9 protein-coding genes are annotated in these 16,318 nt (G+C 39.0%); 2 read left to right on the plus strand and 7 right to left on the minus strand.

Annotation, left to right across the window (positions count from 1 at the left end; genetic code table 11):
* Window positions 1-7: 7 nt before the first annotated feature.
* Genes CGC64_RS02000 through CGC64_RS02015 form a run of 4 tightly spaced genes read right to left on the minus strand, consistent with a single transcriptional unit; the run spans window position 8 to window position 7,876 of the window.
* Window positions 8-1,399: a DUF1735 domain-containing protein gene (locus tag CGC64_RS02000; RefSeq protein ID WP_032855010.1), complete on the minus strand. Its 1,392-nt coding sequence runs from the start codon at window positions 1,397-1,399 to the stop codon at window positions 8-10.
* A gap of 28 nt (window positions 1,400-1,427) precedes the next feature.
* Window positions 1,428-3,503: a RagB/SusD family nutrient uptake outer membrane protein gene (locus tag CGC64_RS02005; protein ID WP_005675381.1), complete on the minus strand. Its 2,076-nt coding sequence runs from the start codon at window positions 3,501-3,503 to the stop codon at window positions 1,428-1,430.
* Window positions 3,504-3,523: 20 nt separating this feature from the next.
* Complete coding sequence (locus CGC64_RS02010) at window positions 3,524-6,874, minus strand: TonB-dependent receptor (RefSeq protein ID WP_005675379.1); 3,351 nt, start codon at window positions 6,872-6,874, stop codon at window positions 3,524-3,526.
* A gap of 57 nt (window positions 6,875-6,931) precedes the next feature.
* On the minus strand, window positions 6,932-7,876 hold the full coding sequence (locus CGC64_RS02015; protein WP_227102871.1) for a FecR family protein: 945 nt from the start codon (window positions 7,874-7,876) through the stop codon (window positions 6,932-6,934).
* A 176-nt stretch (window positions 7,877-8,052) separates the two neighbouring features.
* On the opposite strand from CGC64_RS02015, the gene CGC64_RS02020 reads away from it, so the two are divergent.
* Window positions 8,053-8,613, plus strand: a complete 561-nt coding sequence (locus CGC64_RS02020) for an RNA polymerase sigma-70 factor (protein WP_005675375.1) — start codon at window positions 8,053-8,055, stop codon at window positions 8,611-8,613.
* Between the two features lie 123 nt (window positions 8,614-8,736).
* Window positions 8,737-10,284, plus strand: a complete 1,548-nt coding sequence (locus CGC64_RS02025; RefSeq protein ID WP_005675374.1) for a sulfatase family protein — start codon at window positions 8,737-8,739, stop codon at window positions 10,282-10,284.
* 101 nt (window positions 10,285-10,385) lie between these two features.
* Here CGC64_RS02025 and CGC64_RS02030 read toward each other — a convergent pair whose 3' ends face one another.
* From CGC64_RS02030 to CGC64_RS02040, 3 genes are all read right to left on the minus strand, one after another.
* On the minus strand, window positions 10,386-12,041 hold the full coding sequence (locus CGC64_RS02030; RefSeq protein ID WP_005677245.1) for an IS1182 family transposase: 1,656 nt from the start codon (window positions 12,039-12,041) through the stop codon (window positions 10,386-10,388).
* 382 nt (window positions 12,042-12,423) lie between these two features.
* Window positions 12,424-14,799 carry a phospholipase D-like domain-containing protein gene (locus CGC64_RS02035; RefSeq protein WP_005675369.1) on the minus strand — a complete coding sequence of 792 codons (2,376 nt, stop codon included), beginning with the start codon at window positions 14,797-14,799 and terminating at the stop codon, window positions 12,424-12,426.
* A complete protein-coding gene (locus CGC64_RS02040; protein WP_005675368.1) occupies window positions 14,786-16,300 on the minus strand; it encodes a hypothetical protein in 1,515 nt (504 codons plus the stop codon). The genes CGC64_RS02035 and CGC64_RS02040 overlap by 14 nt, the downstream gene beginning before the upstream one ends.
* Window positions 16,301-16,318 lie beyond the last annotated feature (18 nt).

Consider the following 16,318-nt stretch of genomic DNA (forward strand, 5'->3'; position numbering starts at 1 on the left):
ATATATCTTATTTAATGGATACTCCGTAAAGTTTAAGTTCAGCCAATCGGAATTGCCACCTTCCACCTGCATCAGTGGTACTCTCACAATTCCAAGTTTGTACTATACGTATAAACTTAACCGGGGTATCACAATGGCAAGCTGATGTTGTGAAAGAAGCTCCCAAGTTAACCGCACCTGCCGTGCTCAAATCAGCCACACTATATGACTTTCGAGCATTAGGAATATCCTCAAATGTACCATCAACAGACCAAAGTACATCAAATCCTCTCAATAAAGAGACTTCATTTTGTAAACACTGTGTCCATGAGATGGCAAAATCTGTAACTCCTTCCGGAAGTTGCAATTGGAGATAAGGATTAGTGCCGCCAGTATTAACAAAGTTCCTATTAGGGAATGGAGTCTGCACATACGTTGCAGGATCTTTATCAAACAAACTCGCAGCAGTTGTATTACCTACAAAATCGGGGAAATTGAAACTCAACATAGAAGCATCCAACCCTTTGTTATTATACTCATATTCTTTACCTGTCACTGTCAGATTAAACTCCCGACTATCAAAATCAAAATTAATTCCTTCTATTTCGGTAATTTTAATAGCCACTCGTCCTCCTACAACCAGATTTGTCAAATCATCACCGCTTCCTGCCGATACCGACACCTTCAATGAAGCTTCTTTTCCCGGCTCAAACGTTACCAGACCGTCATTTTCCAGCGTTACTGAACTAGAAGACAAGTATCCTTCCTTTCCATCGTTATTCACAACTTCTACCTTAGCCGTGAAATCCCATTGGTTGTCTATCTCTAACCCCATAGGTATAGTGAATAAAACAGGATCCGTACTATTTATAAACCCTTGGACACATTCTTCCTCAGAGACTTTAAATTCCAGCTTCGGAGTGGTAATCACAGGCTTCATGACATAGAGATTATTCATAGAATTTACAGAATCCGTAGCACTAACCAATGAAATGGGCAATACAAAAGTCTTATCAGCATTTTCCGGAAGTTCTACCAAGGCTTGAATTGCACTCGTTTTCATCACCACTTTGGACATTTTATATCTCTCATCGGACTGAAAAATCAACTCGCTGCCATCTATAGAATAGGTATTTGAAGGCAAAATAGTATAATTTTCATTGTATTCCTTTAATGCTTCATCCGACAATACAGTCAATTGAGCCTGAGCCGTTAATGACGGATCACATCCGGTCTTCATGATTGTTATATCAAAAGAAGCATCCTGACCGGTGTTATAAAGAATTTTACTTTCTTCTCCGGTTTGCTTCAAAGACAAGATCTTATGATATTCTTTCGGATATGTATCATCATATTCATCACATGCCGTATAGACAAATGACAATCCGCATAATAATGGTATAAATAAACTTTTCTTCATAAATTTGCTTTTTAAATTCATAATACAATTAGTAACCGTATGCCTGAACCATTTGCGGGTTTTTATACACTTCGGCATTCTGAATAGGAGCCAGATATAAACGGTCGTTCCATCTGAAAGGCTGGTCAATAGTAGTCCTTACATTAAATTTTTCAAACGGTACATCTTTCACCATTGCGTTCAACCCCTCACGTTTAGCACCAAAGTATTTCTGACCTTCCGCCCAACGACGCACATCATGATAACGATGGCCTTCATTCCAGAACTCAATAAATCGCTCATTATGAATCATTTCAATTAATTTACTCTGTTCCGGTACAGTCGTAGTCGTGGGAACACCGGCACGGTCACGAACCTCCTTCAAGTTGGCTAAAGCATTTGCCAGATTGGCACCACCTACGTTCGCCTGACATTCCGCCAGATTCAGATACAATTCTGCCAAACGTATAAGAGGTATCGGTTTGGTATCTCCAGCCTGGAAAGCTCCACCATCGAATACAAATTGAGCTGTCGGATTTACATATTTTTGGGTCATAAATCCTGTAACATTATAGTTACGCGGACTTCTGGTAAGGTCGTATCCATGTCCTGCAGCAGTCTTCATGTTCAAAACGCATGGCGAACCTGCATCGCCACTGCTGGCCTTCAACAACTTTGAACCGTAATCACCACCATCGAACGCCATCCATGCGTAAAAACGCGGTTCACGGTTCACACAAAGTTTAATAATATCCTCTCTGTTGTTTCCTGCTATTCCTGCTTTTTGGAACCATTCTGCTCTTGAAGCAAAATCGCCTGTTGAAGCGGCCTCTTCAGGCAACACACCATCTTCCGTATAGAAATGTTCAATGGTATATAGCGTCGGAGAAATAGCTGAAAATCCCCCTGCCCAAGAAGTCTTATTGCCTGTTTGGAATATATGCGCCGGTATACGTCCCTGTATTCTTGAATTAATATTCTTACCGGTTAGCCCCCAGATTAATTCCTTATTATGCGGATAGCGGGAAGCAACCATATAACGAAGCATCATTACTCTTTCTTTGAACTCTCTGTTCTCCTGAATATTATTATCCTCCTTTCCCGGCACATAAGGTAACCACTTATCATTATTTCCCAGTTCTGTCTGATACAATGTCATATCAGAAGCTTCCGTTCCATAAAGACGGCATCCACCCTCATTAAGCGCAAAATCCAATGCCTTCTGACAGGCCTCCATCGCTCTTTCCCATTTTTTCTCATTATAACTGCTGCTTACCAGTTCAATGCCATAATCATCCCGTCCGATAGATTCTTTATATTTAGCATCATCACCTACAAAAAAATCTTTATCCCCGGGAGTATTCACTTTATTCTTCCATGAAGAAAAAGGGAATTGACCATTCCAAAGAGGAGAAGCAGCATACATCAGTACACGAGCTTTCAAAGCTTTAGCCATCGTAGAAGTAGCACGTCCCCATTCTGTTCCCTCACGGGTCGGCGGCAAATTCTGTGCTGCCAGATCAAGTTGATATGCAATCCAGTTAACACAATAATCATAATGACATCTTCCACCAAACTCGGAAGAGGGAGTACTCTGAGGTACATATTCCGTAACAACAGGTATAGGACCGTATTTTCTCAGTAATGCAAAATGATAATAAGCAATTAAAAAATGAGCTTCGGCCAACCACTGTTCTTTTTCACCCGGTAACCATTCCTGCAATAAGGTTTCACCGGGATTATTTTCGACCTGACGTAAAAAAAGATAGCATTGACCAATATACTTATAATAATTACCCCAAAGTCCATCCGGATTGGCTGCCGAGACTAAATTATATGCATAATCATCCCAAAAAGCTCCACTATCGTTCCGCCATTCTATCGGCAGTGCAAACTCATCTGTGGAACCATTAAGAGCACTTGTGTGACCAATAGGAGAATCATCTTCCTGAAGTCCTGCATAACAAGTGAACAGAAATCCTAAAGTACTTTTCCGGGTCTTTGTGGCATCCTGTAGCCCTGCTTGTTCAGGCGGAACTACATCCAGATAATCACAAGAAACTAAATTAAATGAAAGAGCAGTCACAATCAGACCCACTCGAACTATATTTTTCAGAATATTCATATCTTCTATGATTTAGATTATTAGAAATTAAGTTGTAAACCTACATTGACCGTACGTTGCAACGGATAGCTATTCCAACTGCTCAATTCCGGATCCCACAAATCAAACGGGCTGAAACGAAGCAGATTCGCACCACTGACATAAATACGCCCATACGGAATTTTATAACCGATTTCCAGATTCTTCAGACGCAGGAAAGAACCATTACGCAACCAATAAGTACTGTTGACCGTATTATTACCTATATCACCGGTCGTCAATCCCAAACGCGGATATTCGGCATTCGGATTCGGATTATCTACCGACCAGTGATTATCTGCAATAAATTTCAACACATTCTTATTCGGTATACGATTCCCTTCAAGGAAGGGGTCCAAACCATTGATCAGAATGGAACGCAATGCCGAACCACTGAAGAAAATACCAAAGTCGAATTTTTTATAATTAATGGTACCACCGAAACCATATTGCAAACGTGGAACAGAACCGTACTTGGAAATCATACATTGGTCGTCTTCCGTTATTTTTCCATCACCATTCAAATCACGGTATTTGATATCACCGACCTTCGGAGTGCTATTTCCTACCATCTGTTCCGGGCTGTTATCTATCTCCTCCTGGCTCTGGAACAGTCCTTCCGAAATATATCCGGTCAATCTGGAATATGGTTTTCCTGTTTCCGACTTCCAAATAGTAGGATAATCCGGTTCGTCTTTATAAACCAACTTATTTTTATTATATGTCAGGTTAGCCTGAAAACTAGCCCCCAAATCTTTAGAGAAATTCTTATGATAATTAAGGCTGAACTCCACACCCTTATTATCCATTTTACCGACATTTCCCCAAGGTTTTGCTTTACCATAACCCAAAGAATTAGGCCAAGACTGACGTTCCATAAATATATCGTAACGTTTGTCATAGAAATAGTCTATTGTTATATTCCAGTGGTCAAACAAAGTCATATCTACGCCAATATCAAATTTCTTCGCTTTTTCCCACACAGCATCCAGATTTGCATAATAGGCAATCTCCGGACCTCCCAATGTGTGATTCATACTCTCTCCAAATGTCCACTTTATCTGATCCAATTTATTATCCGTCAGCTTATCAATATATAAATAATAGCTTCCGCCCGCTTGTGCCAGATCATCGCTACCTACCAATCCATAAGAGGCTCTCACTTTCAGATTATTCACCGCATTTTTCAAAGGTTCAAAGAACTTCTCATTACTGATAACCCATCCTAAAGACATTGCCGGGAAGAAACCGAAACGCTTCTTCTTGGCAAGACGTTCCGTACCGTTATAACCGAAGTTGATTTCAGCCAGATAACGTTGTCCGTAATCATATGTGAAACGTCCTGAGACTCCTTGATTACGATTAGGAAGCACATCACTTCTGTATTCCCTTTGCCGGTACATCAACATACCTCCGACATTGTGCAAACCAAATTGACGATTATAACTGATATTTCCCTGAAATTCAAATGTCTGATCCGAACTTCTGGCAATATCCGACTGTGCTATATAGTCTGCACCTTCCTGAATACGTTCCAAGTCATATTCCAACGGACTATCTTCACTGTATCCCACAGCTCTGAAAAGATAAGGAGTAATGGAACGATTGTAGGAACTGCTGGACCAGTTTTTAAAGTTTACCCAAATATTTGCCTTCAATCCTTTTGTTACAAACCCAAAATCCTGCTCCACTTTAATGACTGTATTCAATGTATTCGCATTCTGCTCCTTATAAGAAGTCATCATCTGCGCATAAGGATTAGGATAAAGATAGTCCGAACTCTGATAATCAGACCCATAGCGGATATACGTATCACCCGGTTGCGCAGGATAAGTTGCAGGGAAAGTTACCGGAGTAGTCGTCAGAATCATTTTAAACAAATCAGCACTATTGATATTAGGCCCTTTGTTCTGACGGATCTGAGCATTCATATTCATCCTGATTGTCGTTGTGGGGGTCAACTTATAGGAGATATTATTCTGGAACGTATAATTCATGATATTAATATTATTGTTCCACGAATAAGCTTTCTCCGTATTCAGCAAACCACTATCGTGGCTGACATTCAAGCTCATATAATACTTCACTTTTGTACCTCCTCCCGATACATTGATATTGGCACGCTGCGTCATTGTCATCTTTTTGAAAATGACATCCTGCCAATCCACATTCGGATATACATAAGGATTTACCCCGTCACGGGTCAACTGGATCCGTCTGTCCGAATACAATAATTGATCTTTCGATTTATTCGGATTTCTCGACAGGTCAGCTTCATTGTAAAGTTCCATATATCTGGGACCATCTACAAACTCAGGAAAATCGGACATGATATTGAAAGAGTTCTCCGCACTAACATTAACTTTCGTCTTCATATTGTAATCACCTCCCTTTGTCGAGATTATCATTACACCATTTGCACCGCGTGCACCATAAATTGCAGTTGCAGAAGCATCTTTTAAAATGGAGAAACTCTCGATATTTTCCGCCGGCACATAGTTCAGATCAGCTACTGAAATTTCTACATCGTCCAATAATATAAGCGGTGTTGTACGCCCGCCAAAAGTAGAAATACCGCGAATATAAAAATCAGCCCCAGAACCCGGCTCTCCTGTTTTAGTGGTAGCAATCACACCTGCCAGCTTACCGGCAAACGAAGTACTTAATTGTGAAGTCGGCATTCGTAAAATATCTCCTTTCACATTTGTAATAGCCCCTGTCACACTCACTTTCTTTTGTACTCCGGAACCTACAACAACGACCTCGTTCAACGTCTGCTGTTCTCCGGACATCGTGACATTAACCACCCCTAAATCTTCTACCGGAGCTTCACGTTTCTGGTAACCGATGTACGAGAAGACCAGTACGGCTTTGTCTCCGCTCACAGAAATAGAATATCTACCATTCAAATCCGTGATAGTTCCACTTTTCTGACCTTTCACAACAATGTTCACACCTACCAACGGCTCGCCGTCTATGGCATCTGTAACCACACCTGTGACGACTCTTTTCTCTCCTTTCTGCTGTACACTCTGTTTATTCACTTTCAGTACAACTTCGTCTCCCCGGACTAAATAGTTAACATTACTCCCTTCAAATACAACTGACAATACTTTTTCAATCGTACCTTGGCAGTCAATGTTTTTGCGCTTTACTTCATCCAAATCCGCTGCATCGTAAAAAAACACATAATTACTGTTTTTTTCGATCTGACGGATAGCTTGTACTTCACTAAAATACCCTTTCACCTTTATGACTCCCTGTGCTGCTATTACAATCAATGGGAAACAAAAGATTCCAAACCAAATGCACATGAGGTACTTCCACCTGCCATGCTGCTGCTTTTCTTCCATACTAAATAATTAAAAGATTAACATTAAAAAATTATACAAACATATTATAGTATACCTTTAACGGAATATGATATATTCTCCATTTTCCTTTCTATATCGCCACCCTGTACTGAAGCACATTTTTTCAATAGCTTCTTCCAATGACTCATTGTAACGTAGACGCCCATTTAACAGATTCTTGGTTGCCTGTCCGTGTTCCAATGATATTTTTACATTATATATTCTTCCTACAATCTCAATCCATGAACTTAAATCAACATTTGTAAATTCATAATTACCATCTTTCCATTTCACTCCTTGCATTTCATCCACTTTCACGCTTGCCTTCTCCGCGTTGAAGGTCAATTCTTGCGAAGGTTTCATCTCAATAGTATGCTCAGTACCTACTATCGTAAAATCGACTTTACCACTAAACAAAGTGACTTTAGAAATATTTGCCTGTTCCTGATTAATTAAAAAAGAAGTACCTTTTACTTCTACAAAAGCCCTATCAATGTATACGATAAAATGTTTGCCTTCCTGTTTATAAACATCAAAATGGGAATTTCCTTTCAACCACACTTTTCTATTCTGAACAAAATTCTCCGGATAACGGATAGAACTTCCCGGATGCATCCAAACTCGTGAACTATCAGGCAGCATATATAGACGTCCTTCTTTTGATACTACTTCTACAAAAGCATCTTTCGCCTCATTTACCTTTTTTCCGGAGAAATACATCCAAGTTGCTCCAAGTAGCAAAACAAGAGCTACGGCAGCCACAGATAGCCAATATGGTATATAAACATGCTTTTTCTGTTGTTGGCAATCCAGACATTTCTGTCTTACCATTTTCCACATCTTTCGCCCTACTTCATCGTCAAGTTCTTTTTGTCGATCCATATTCCATTGCAGGTGCATTCTTTCTTCAAACTCTCGATGATGAAATAGTTCCTTTTGTTCTTTTTCATCCAGTTTGTCTGCTAATAAAGCTTTGATTTGTTCATATAGTTTCTTATTCATATCTATCTTTTTCACATTTTTCATTTTCATTATAAAACAAGCGTCTCTAATATTAAATACGAAACTTTTATGTCTACCCCTACATTGCATTGAACTTTTTTTCGAAAAATCAGAAAGCAGTTCTTTAGAACGCTAACCAGTCCTTTTTTTCTTATCTTTGCAAAACAATTATAATTATGCACGTAATGGAGAAAACATCTGTTTTAGCAAAATTAAAACAAGGAGACGAAACCTCATTTACCTTTGTATATGATCATTATTGGCGGAAAGTATACAGATTTTCAGAGATTTATCTGAATGACGACGAGGAAATAAAAGAGGCAGTACAAGAGGTTTTTATCAAATTATGGGAATCGCGTGCATCAATCAACGAAAACAAAGACATAGACGGATTACTCTTTATTATGACTCGTAACACAATTTTTGATTACTTCCGCAAAAGTCTGAATAAGGTAACGATGAAAATTACTGCTCTTGAGGTTGCTGAGAAAATTGCTATATCTGATGAGACGCTCGAAGTTAAGGATCTACTGGAATATATATGGAAATTAGTTTCTTTACTTCCACCACGACAACAAGAGGTTTTTATCATGAGCAGGAAACAACAAATGACAAACAAAGAAATAGCAGAACAACTTGACATTAGCGAGAAGGCGGTAGAACGTAATATCTACTTTGCTTTAAAATTCATAAAAAAGAATTTGAACCTATTTATTTTCTTCATTACGATACCATAAGAGACATTCTGCGTTTTAACTAGTTTTAACTGGGTTTGATATAGTGCTGGGCTAAAAATATACGTATTTATTAATAAGACACAAAGGTATAAGTTACCTTAAAACCTATAAATAAATATACCCATGAAACAGTATGCATTATTAGCTTTTCTTTCGCCAGTTGCAAGCCTATTGGCGGTTACAGGTCCGGCACAAAGCGAAAAGCTCAAAACCAAAACAAATCCTCAAAAGCAGCCAAACGTCATTTTTATCTATGCAGATGATCTGGGATATGGTGACCTCGAATGCTATGGAGCCAAAAACGTACAAACTCCCCATGTAAACCAATTGGCAGAAAGTGGTGTCCAATTCACCAATGCGCACGCCACTGCGGCAACAAGTACTCCTTCACGTTACTCCATGCTCACTGGAAAATATGCGTGGCGTGTACCGGGAACCGGTGTGGCAGCAGGTAATGCTGGTATGATTATCCGACCTGAAACTTACACGCTGGCAGATGTTTTTAAGAATTCCGGATATATCACCGGCGCTATCGGCAAATGGCATTTAGGATTGGGTGACAAATCGGGCATGCAAGACTGGAATGCTCCACTACCTACAGCACTGGGAGACTTGGGATTTGATTATTCCTATATTATGGCAGCCACAGCGGATCGCGTACCATGCGTGTTTATTGAAAACGGTAAAGTAGCCAACTACGACCCTTCTGCTCCTATTGAGGTTAGTTATCAAAAGCCATTCCCTGGCGAACCATTAGGGAAAGATCATCCGGAACTGTTGTACAATATGAAACATAGTCATGGGCACGACATGGCTATTGTCAACGGAATTGGTCGCATAGGATACATGAAAGGTGGTGGCAAAGCATTATGGAAAGATGAAAATATAGCCGACTCCATCACCGCACATGCTATTGATTTTATCGACAAGTACAAAAACCAGCCTTTTTTCTTGTATTTTGCTACAAACGACGTACATGTACCACGTTTTCCACATGAACGTTTTAGAGGTAAGAATAAAATGGGAGTACGTGGTGATGCTATTGCCCAATTTGACTGGACAGTGGGACAAATAATAGCAGCTCTTGACGAACGGGGATTACGAGAAAACACATTAATTATCCTCTCTAGTGACAATGGTCCGGTAGTTGACGACGGTTATGATGACCATGCTGAGGAATTGCTTAACGGACATAGTCCTGCAGGTCCTTTTCGTGGTAATAAATACAGCGCATTTGAAGGAGGAACGGCGGTACCTGCAATTGTCAGTTGGCCGAAAGAAATCCCCGGTTCGCAAATTTCCGACGCCTTAGTATCACAAATCGACTGGTTTGCATCAATGGCTGCTCTAATCAATGCAAAATTACCAAAAGGAAGTGCGCCAGATAGCCAGAACCGCTTAAACACATGGCTCGGAAAGGATCAAACGGATCGCCCATGGATTATAGAAGAATCTTCAACCATGTCTGTACGTACCAAAAATTGGAAATATATTGAACCAAACGATGGACCTGCCATGATTACCTGGGGCCCAAAAGTAGAGACTGGAAATTTGAAAACTCCTCAACTTTATGACATGAGAGTTAGAGAATATGAAAAGGAAAACCTTGCGGACCAACACCCCGAAATAGTCTACGAAATGCAGAATATTCTGAGACGAGTTAGAAAATAGAAATACCAAAAACGATGTTCATCAATAAAAAATGAAGGTGTGTCGTAATACACGATGCGCCTTCTTTTTTTTCATTGACTATAAAAATCGGTTCATTTTCTTTAAGCTGCGATATTTTGAGGATTTCTTTGGTTTATGTGTTCGCAACATCTAAATAGAGCAACTGTAAGCTCATAAAACGGTCTAATCAGCCAATCCATACCTTCTTTAGTCATTTTTGCACACATCTTTTTTATATTGAAGGCAATGGCAAAGAAGGAAAAGTCCATGAAGACCTTATCCTTTCCAAAATGGCGGAAACGTTTGTAATTCATATTGTTTTTCATTTGTCCGAACACGGCTTCCGGTTCTATGCATCTCTGTCCTCTGTGTTTCAGTCCTTCCTCTGAGCAGAGCAACTCTTTGGCTTTTTGCTTGTATCTTCTGAGTCTGTGATTCAACTCTATCGTTCTGTTCCCCTTTGCTTTAAAACATCGGCATCTTAGCGGACAGCCTTCACATCTGATGGCTCTGTACGTGGCATTTTCGCTGACATATCCGGATGCTGTTTTCACATGTCTAGTCCCTATCCTTTGCATCTTCTGTCCCATGGGGCAGATACAAAAGTCTTGTTCTTCATTGTAGTAGAAGTTTTCCGCCCTGAACGGGTCCGGTTTGAATCTCGGCCGCTGTTCCATGTGGAAGTAGTTGTATTTGACGTAGCCCGCCATACCGTTTTCTGACATGAAGCGGTAATTCTCCTCAGAACCGTAGCCGGAATCGGCCACCACCGTATGGGCCAACCTGTCATATCTGCTTGAGAAGGATTGCAGGAAAGGTATCATGGTCAGTGTATCCGTAGGGTTCGGAAAGAGTGCAAAATCGGTAATGAACTGGTTCTCGGTGCCGATCTGGAGGTTGTAACCGGGCTTTGTCTGGCCGTTACGCATGGCATCCTCCTTCATTCTCATGAAAGTAGCGTCCTTGTCCGTTTTGGAATAGGAGTTCCTGTCCTGTAGCGTGTTCAGACGGTTGTCGTATTCCTGCAGCTTGTCCCTGTGTTCTTCCAGTTCCTTCAGCTGTTTGCGTTTCTTTTTCAACGCAGTCTTTTCCTCTTTCGTGGAGGGCTCAGGAACCTGTTCAAGTGCTTTCCGCAATTCTCCAGCCATCTCAGTCAGCATGGCCGGAGTGAACTCAATCTCCTCATTGCTTTCCGATGAGTTCTCCTGGGCGATGACATCGTCTATCTGCCCTAACAGGACATGTATCTTCTTCATCAGGCGTTCACAGTTCCGCTCAACCGTTTTTCGCCAGACGAAAGTATACTTATTGGCTTTGGACTCAATCTTTGTCCCGTCAATGTATTCCACATTCAGCCTGATGAAGCCTTTGGAAGAGAGAAGGAGTACGGTTTGGGTAAATACCTCGTTGATTTCCTTTTTCACCCGGTTGCGGAAACGGTTGATGGTAATGAAATCAGGTTTCTCATATCCGGCAAGCCAGATATAATGGATGTCACGATGAAGGAGCTTTTCAATTTTCCGGCAGGAATAGACGTTGTTCATATAGGCATAGAGAATGACCTTGAGCATCATCCTGGGATGGTAAGGGCTGCGGCCGCATTCCTTATACAACTTCCTGAAACTTTCAAGGTTCAGGCTCTCAACCAGAGCGTCAACCATCCGAACTGGATCATGCTCTGCAATATCCTCGTCAATTCTTTGAGGAAAAAGCACTGTTTGGTTGGAATTATAAGGACGAAAATGTATCTTTGTCATAGTGAAAATCTTATGCCTAAAGATACAAAATCTTTAGGTAATAACAAAGCCCCAGCTTGTGAAAGTCGGGGCTTTGTGCTTAAAAAAAAGAAGGTGCGCATTTTGACACACCTCCATTTTATATGTTCGGTCATTTATAAATTAATACTCTTCCTCGTTAAAGAGTTGTGTCTCATTTGATTATCAATCAATTATATTTCAAAGAATGATTTTTAGCCAAACAAACCACGCCATCTGAGGCTATCAATGGCAAAGATATGTGTTTTTTGACAAACAAATGAAAACAGGCACAACTTTTTGCTATACACAAGGAAAAATCATTGCCCATGTTTTTTCTTTCCCTTATTTAATAGTAGTTTGTTCGTTCCAACGAACGAAATTATCAGCTAAGACTTCTAATCATATTTTCAACATGATTCATGCGAAATACATAGTCATACCTTTCTGATAAAGGTTCAAGCTCTTTTGTCAGAGTTTCAAACGAAGGTTTACCGAATAGCACAGCCAGGCTATCTACTGCTTTTTGCAAGCGTTTACCCAATATGCGTATAGTTTCAATGTGAGAAAGTCTATTAAATAAGGTCCCATATAATATTGCATATTTCATAGAACGAGACGAAACTTTATTGAAATTCTCATCTCTTTGTGCTGGAAGTTTCATTGTATTGCAAAACTTTACAAATTTTTCCAATGAGTCAAGACCAACGTTACTTATGCTCCTTTCCAAACTATCATAAAACTGTTTCTGAGAAAAGTTTCTTGATGAATAGGGTATTTGGTCAAATTTATAACGAAATTTATTAAGATAACATATCTCCATTGCAGCAAACATAGACAGAGAAAAGAAGTTTAAGTCATCTCTAGTTATAACGCCATCACCTGTAGCTTTTACCTGCTCGTATCGCTTACTTATCATCTTCTGATATTTCATTAACAAAGATGTTGATAATTCACCATAACCTTTTAACAGTTGCTTGCTGAGGAAGATATCCTCCTGTTCTTCTATTTCTCTATTATTGCTTGTTTCTGCCGAGCCTTCTTCCTCTTCATCAATGATCGCATCATCTATCGAACGAATCTTTTTTCTAATACTCTCCTCAATACATTCAATCAGTCTTGATGTACGATCTATTTGGAAAATCCTGCTACTCTTTGCATCGTCATTGTCATATTCCGAATTGTATTTTATTTCGGGCAAAGATAAATCAGATTGCCTTTTATCTTCTGATGAAACTTTAATCTTTGGAGAAACTTTTTCACCAGCATCATTAACTAAGTCCCACATTACATCAGATAGCATATCAGCAACCTCCATACCATCATATCCTTCATTCTCAATACGAGAAATGAATCTATTAAGATTACGACTCATTTTCGACGGATTTGTTGTGGCTAAGAACTCAGTCCAATTGACGAACAGCTTATTAGATATAGATTTCTTGTCTTTATCCACTAAATAACATGTATATTGAGTTTTTGCTAACTTTATATCAGTACTATATCTATTGCCTTTATCATGTTTAAGTTCACTTACAAGAGTCTCAATTCCATTGTCGATAGACAGTAGTACTCCATCAGGAATCTCCTCATTGCTATAGACATTTAATTTACCTGATTCGTAATAAGCGGATAATAGTCTTAATCGTCTTCCAGTTTCAGAAGGAGCTTCATTAGAATGTTTGGATCTATTAGTTGGCACATCTATTCTTTTCTTGGTTTTCAGACCAAGTGTAGATAGAAAATCTTGCTTTGTCGAATGATACAAGACTCCAAACTCTTCATTTATGCCTCTGTGAGTTATTGTTCCAAGTCCGGCTAATGTTGCATTTGCACTGCCAACCATACAATATTCAGCATCATTAGTCTTAAAGTGCAAAACCTTTGCATGCAATTGACGTTCATATGTTTTAAAAGCTATTTCACCCCTTTTTGTTTCGCTGAAATCATAAAAATGAATACTACTATTTGGAAGCATTCCGCTTGGTGGCAAAGCACAATCTTGGTGAATCAAAACATTCACCGTTGAGTTCGGACAAAGTTGGGATAATGTAATCAATGATTCTCCACATTCATCAAAATATGGACTGAGAAGTGTTATAGTCTGCACCTCATTTAATGGCACTAAATTTGAAATTTGTTGTAAAATCCCAGACTGAGAATCATTATACAGTAAAGCAGCATTTAACCCTTCTTGTACCTTGCACATACTATGAGGCACAATATTGAAAGAGGAATCTAAAAATGTACAATTTTCAGGAATCTCACGAAGAATTCTATTATGATCATAGTCGTTACATTGCTTTGTAAATCGGCAGAGATACTGCCAACATTCTTCAATGAGAGGACGATGCGTCGTATCAGTCTCATCTATCATAAAACCTGTAAATGCCTCATGATTTTTTCCATGTCCTGTAACTGTTAGATTACCAGTACCAAACACAACCAATACAGCGTCATCTCCTACAAAGAAATTAATCTTAGGATGAAAAGCTCCGACAGCACTTATAGATGTAATGGAGTACTCCTTACCAATATGTCTCATATAAATAGGAGATACATATTCCATAGATTTATCCATTTGATTGGTATCGGCAAACACATTTATGCTACATACTTGCTTACGATGAAGCATGTTCAATAATTGATTATCGAAATGTATCAAATCTATGGCATAAGTAGTCAATACAGCTGAATGATATTTGCCATTTTTGCCGCCGCTAGGAATATCCAATAATATTGCATGCTCATTCTTTTCCATAATTCTCAATGAATTGTGATGCTATCTCAGTTAGTGTATTATCTTCATCAAGATAACCCATGTCTTGTAAAAAATTAAATAGAGAATCAATACGTGGCGATGTTTCAACTGGATACCGCTGCTCTATTAAAACAATCCGTCCATCCTCAAGAATAAACTTTCTTAGGTCTGAATTATTCTTTCCCATTTTAGCAATGGCGACCACAGTATGCTCCTGCATTATTTGCACTATCAGAGATTCTATAAAACCGGATATAGAGAATGACAGATAACGCTCCACATAAGATCTTAACCCTTCACTGAGTATACCTCGCTGACGTTTCAAGTCATTTTCCCCTTCAAACTCCTCTATATCTTTTGTGTTATTCTCAAATTCAGTATAAAGTCTCAACATGAGTCTTATTGCATGTGCTGCTGCAGAAATATAATCTTGTTTACTGACGTAATCCCTTAATTCATCATAGATTATATTTATATTATCACTCACATTTTTCCTCCATTCGTCAAGAGAGTTATAATTCATCTCTTTCTCTATAACCGACAATAAAGATTGTTTAATATCTTGAGAAAGTAGTGCTATTGGAGGATTGTGTAATTCATGAGTTTTGTAGAGTATTAAACAAAAGAGCAAGTCAATACTATAATGCAAACCTTCACATAAATAATAGAAATACCACCCAAATGCGGCCTGTAAATTACCGTCTTCAGTTATATGCAAAAAACGATTCTTTACGAACTCCTGAATCTCTACACCATTTGAAATATCATTTAGGAGCAAATAGATTGTTTCTCTTCGCAAGGAAGAGTCCTCGTCACTTTTCGTAAGCAAATTATTTAAGAACAGCCATTCCTCAGAGCCTACAATTATGCGATGTATTGCTAAAGATTGTAAGTCTTCTATTGCTTCTTCTTTAAGACTTCCATCCAGAATACATTTAAGAAATAATTTCCGGATGTTTTCATCAATACTATTTCTGACAGCATCAGCTAACTCTTTTCCTTTGTTACGAAGATAAAATCTGCCTTCTTCAATTTTTACAAGTTCATAATAAATAAGAGAACCAAGATAGTACTGGCCAAAAGCTCCACTCTTGAATGTCCAGTACTTATCTTTAGATTCATAATCAGCACCATCTGCAATATCATAAATACCATCCTCTATTTGCTTATATCTACCTTGTGAAACAAACAAAGCTCCAACCACAGAACCAACATTCTGTTCCTTCATAATTAGTGCCATTGCCAACTCTGCACGACGTATAAAATTATATTGATGCAGAGATATTTGACCAGCAACTTCAAGTTTGTCATATTCACTAAGTAGCCAACAATAAAGGCTGTAATAGCGGATGTGACGGGTTAGATTGGTGAGCCCAGGTAACAATTTGCTATAGGTTGCAATTGAACTATTCTGGATTCCCAATGGGTCACGCCCACCTTTGAAGCCATCGTTCGATGCCCAAAATACATTTGTGATTTCAGATTGCTTATATTGTGCCATTGTACAACAGATTGAACA

Source organism: Bacteroides caccae (genome assembly GCF_002222615.2).
Lineage (GTDB): Bacteria > Bacteroidota > Bacteroidia > Bacteroidales > Bacteroidaceae > Bacteroides > Bacteroides caccae.

Coding starts and splice junctions, on each gene's coding strand:
- CGC64_RS02000 (WP_032855010.1), bottom strand. CDS start 1,399: ATGAAGAAAAGTTTATTTATACCATTATTATGCGGATTGTCATTTGTC.
- CGC64_RS02005 (WP_005675381.1), bottom strand. CDS start 3,503: ATGAATATTCTGAAAAATATAGTTCGAGTGGGTCTGATTGTGACTGCT.
- CGC64_RS02010 (WP_005675379.1), bottom strand. CDS start 6,874: ATGGAAGAAAAGCAGCAGCATGGCAGGTGGAAGTACCTCATGTGCATT.
- CGC64_RS02015 (WP_227102871.1), bottom strand. CDS start 7,876: ATGAATAAGAAACTATATGAACAAATCAAAGCTTTATTAGCAGACAAA.
- CGC64_RS02020 (WP_005675375.1), top strand. CDS start 8,053: ATGCACGTAATGGAGAAAACATCTGTTTTAGCAAAATTAAAACAAGGA.
- CGC64_RS02025 (WP_005675374.1), top strand. CDS start 8,737: ATGAAACAGTATGCATTATTAGCTTTTCTTTCGCCAGTTGCAAGCCTA.
- CGC64_RS02030 (WP_005677245.1), bottom strand. CDS start 12,041: ATGACAAAGATACATTTTCGTCCTTATAATTCCAACCAAACAGTGCTT.
- CGC64_RS02035 (WP_005675369.1), bottom strand. CDS start 14,799: ATGGAAAAGAATGAGCATGCAATATTATTGGATATTCCTAGCGGCGGC.
- CGC64_RS02040 (WP_005675368.1), bottom strand. CDS start 16,300: ATGGCACAATATAAGCAATCTGAAATCACAAATGTATTTTGGGCATCG.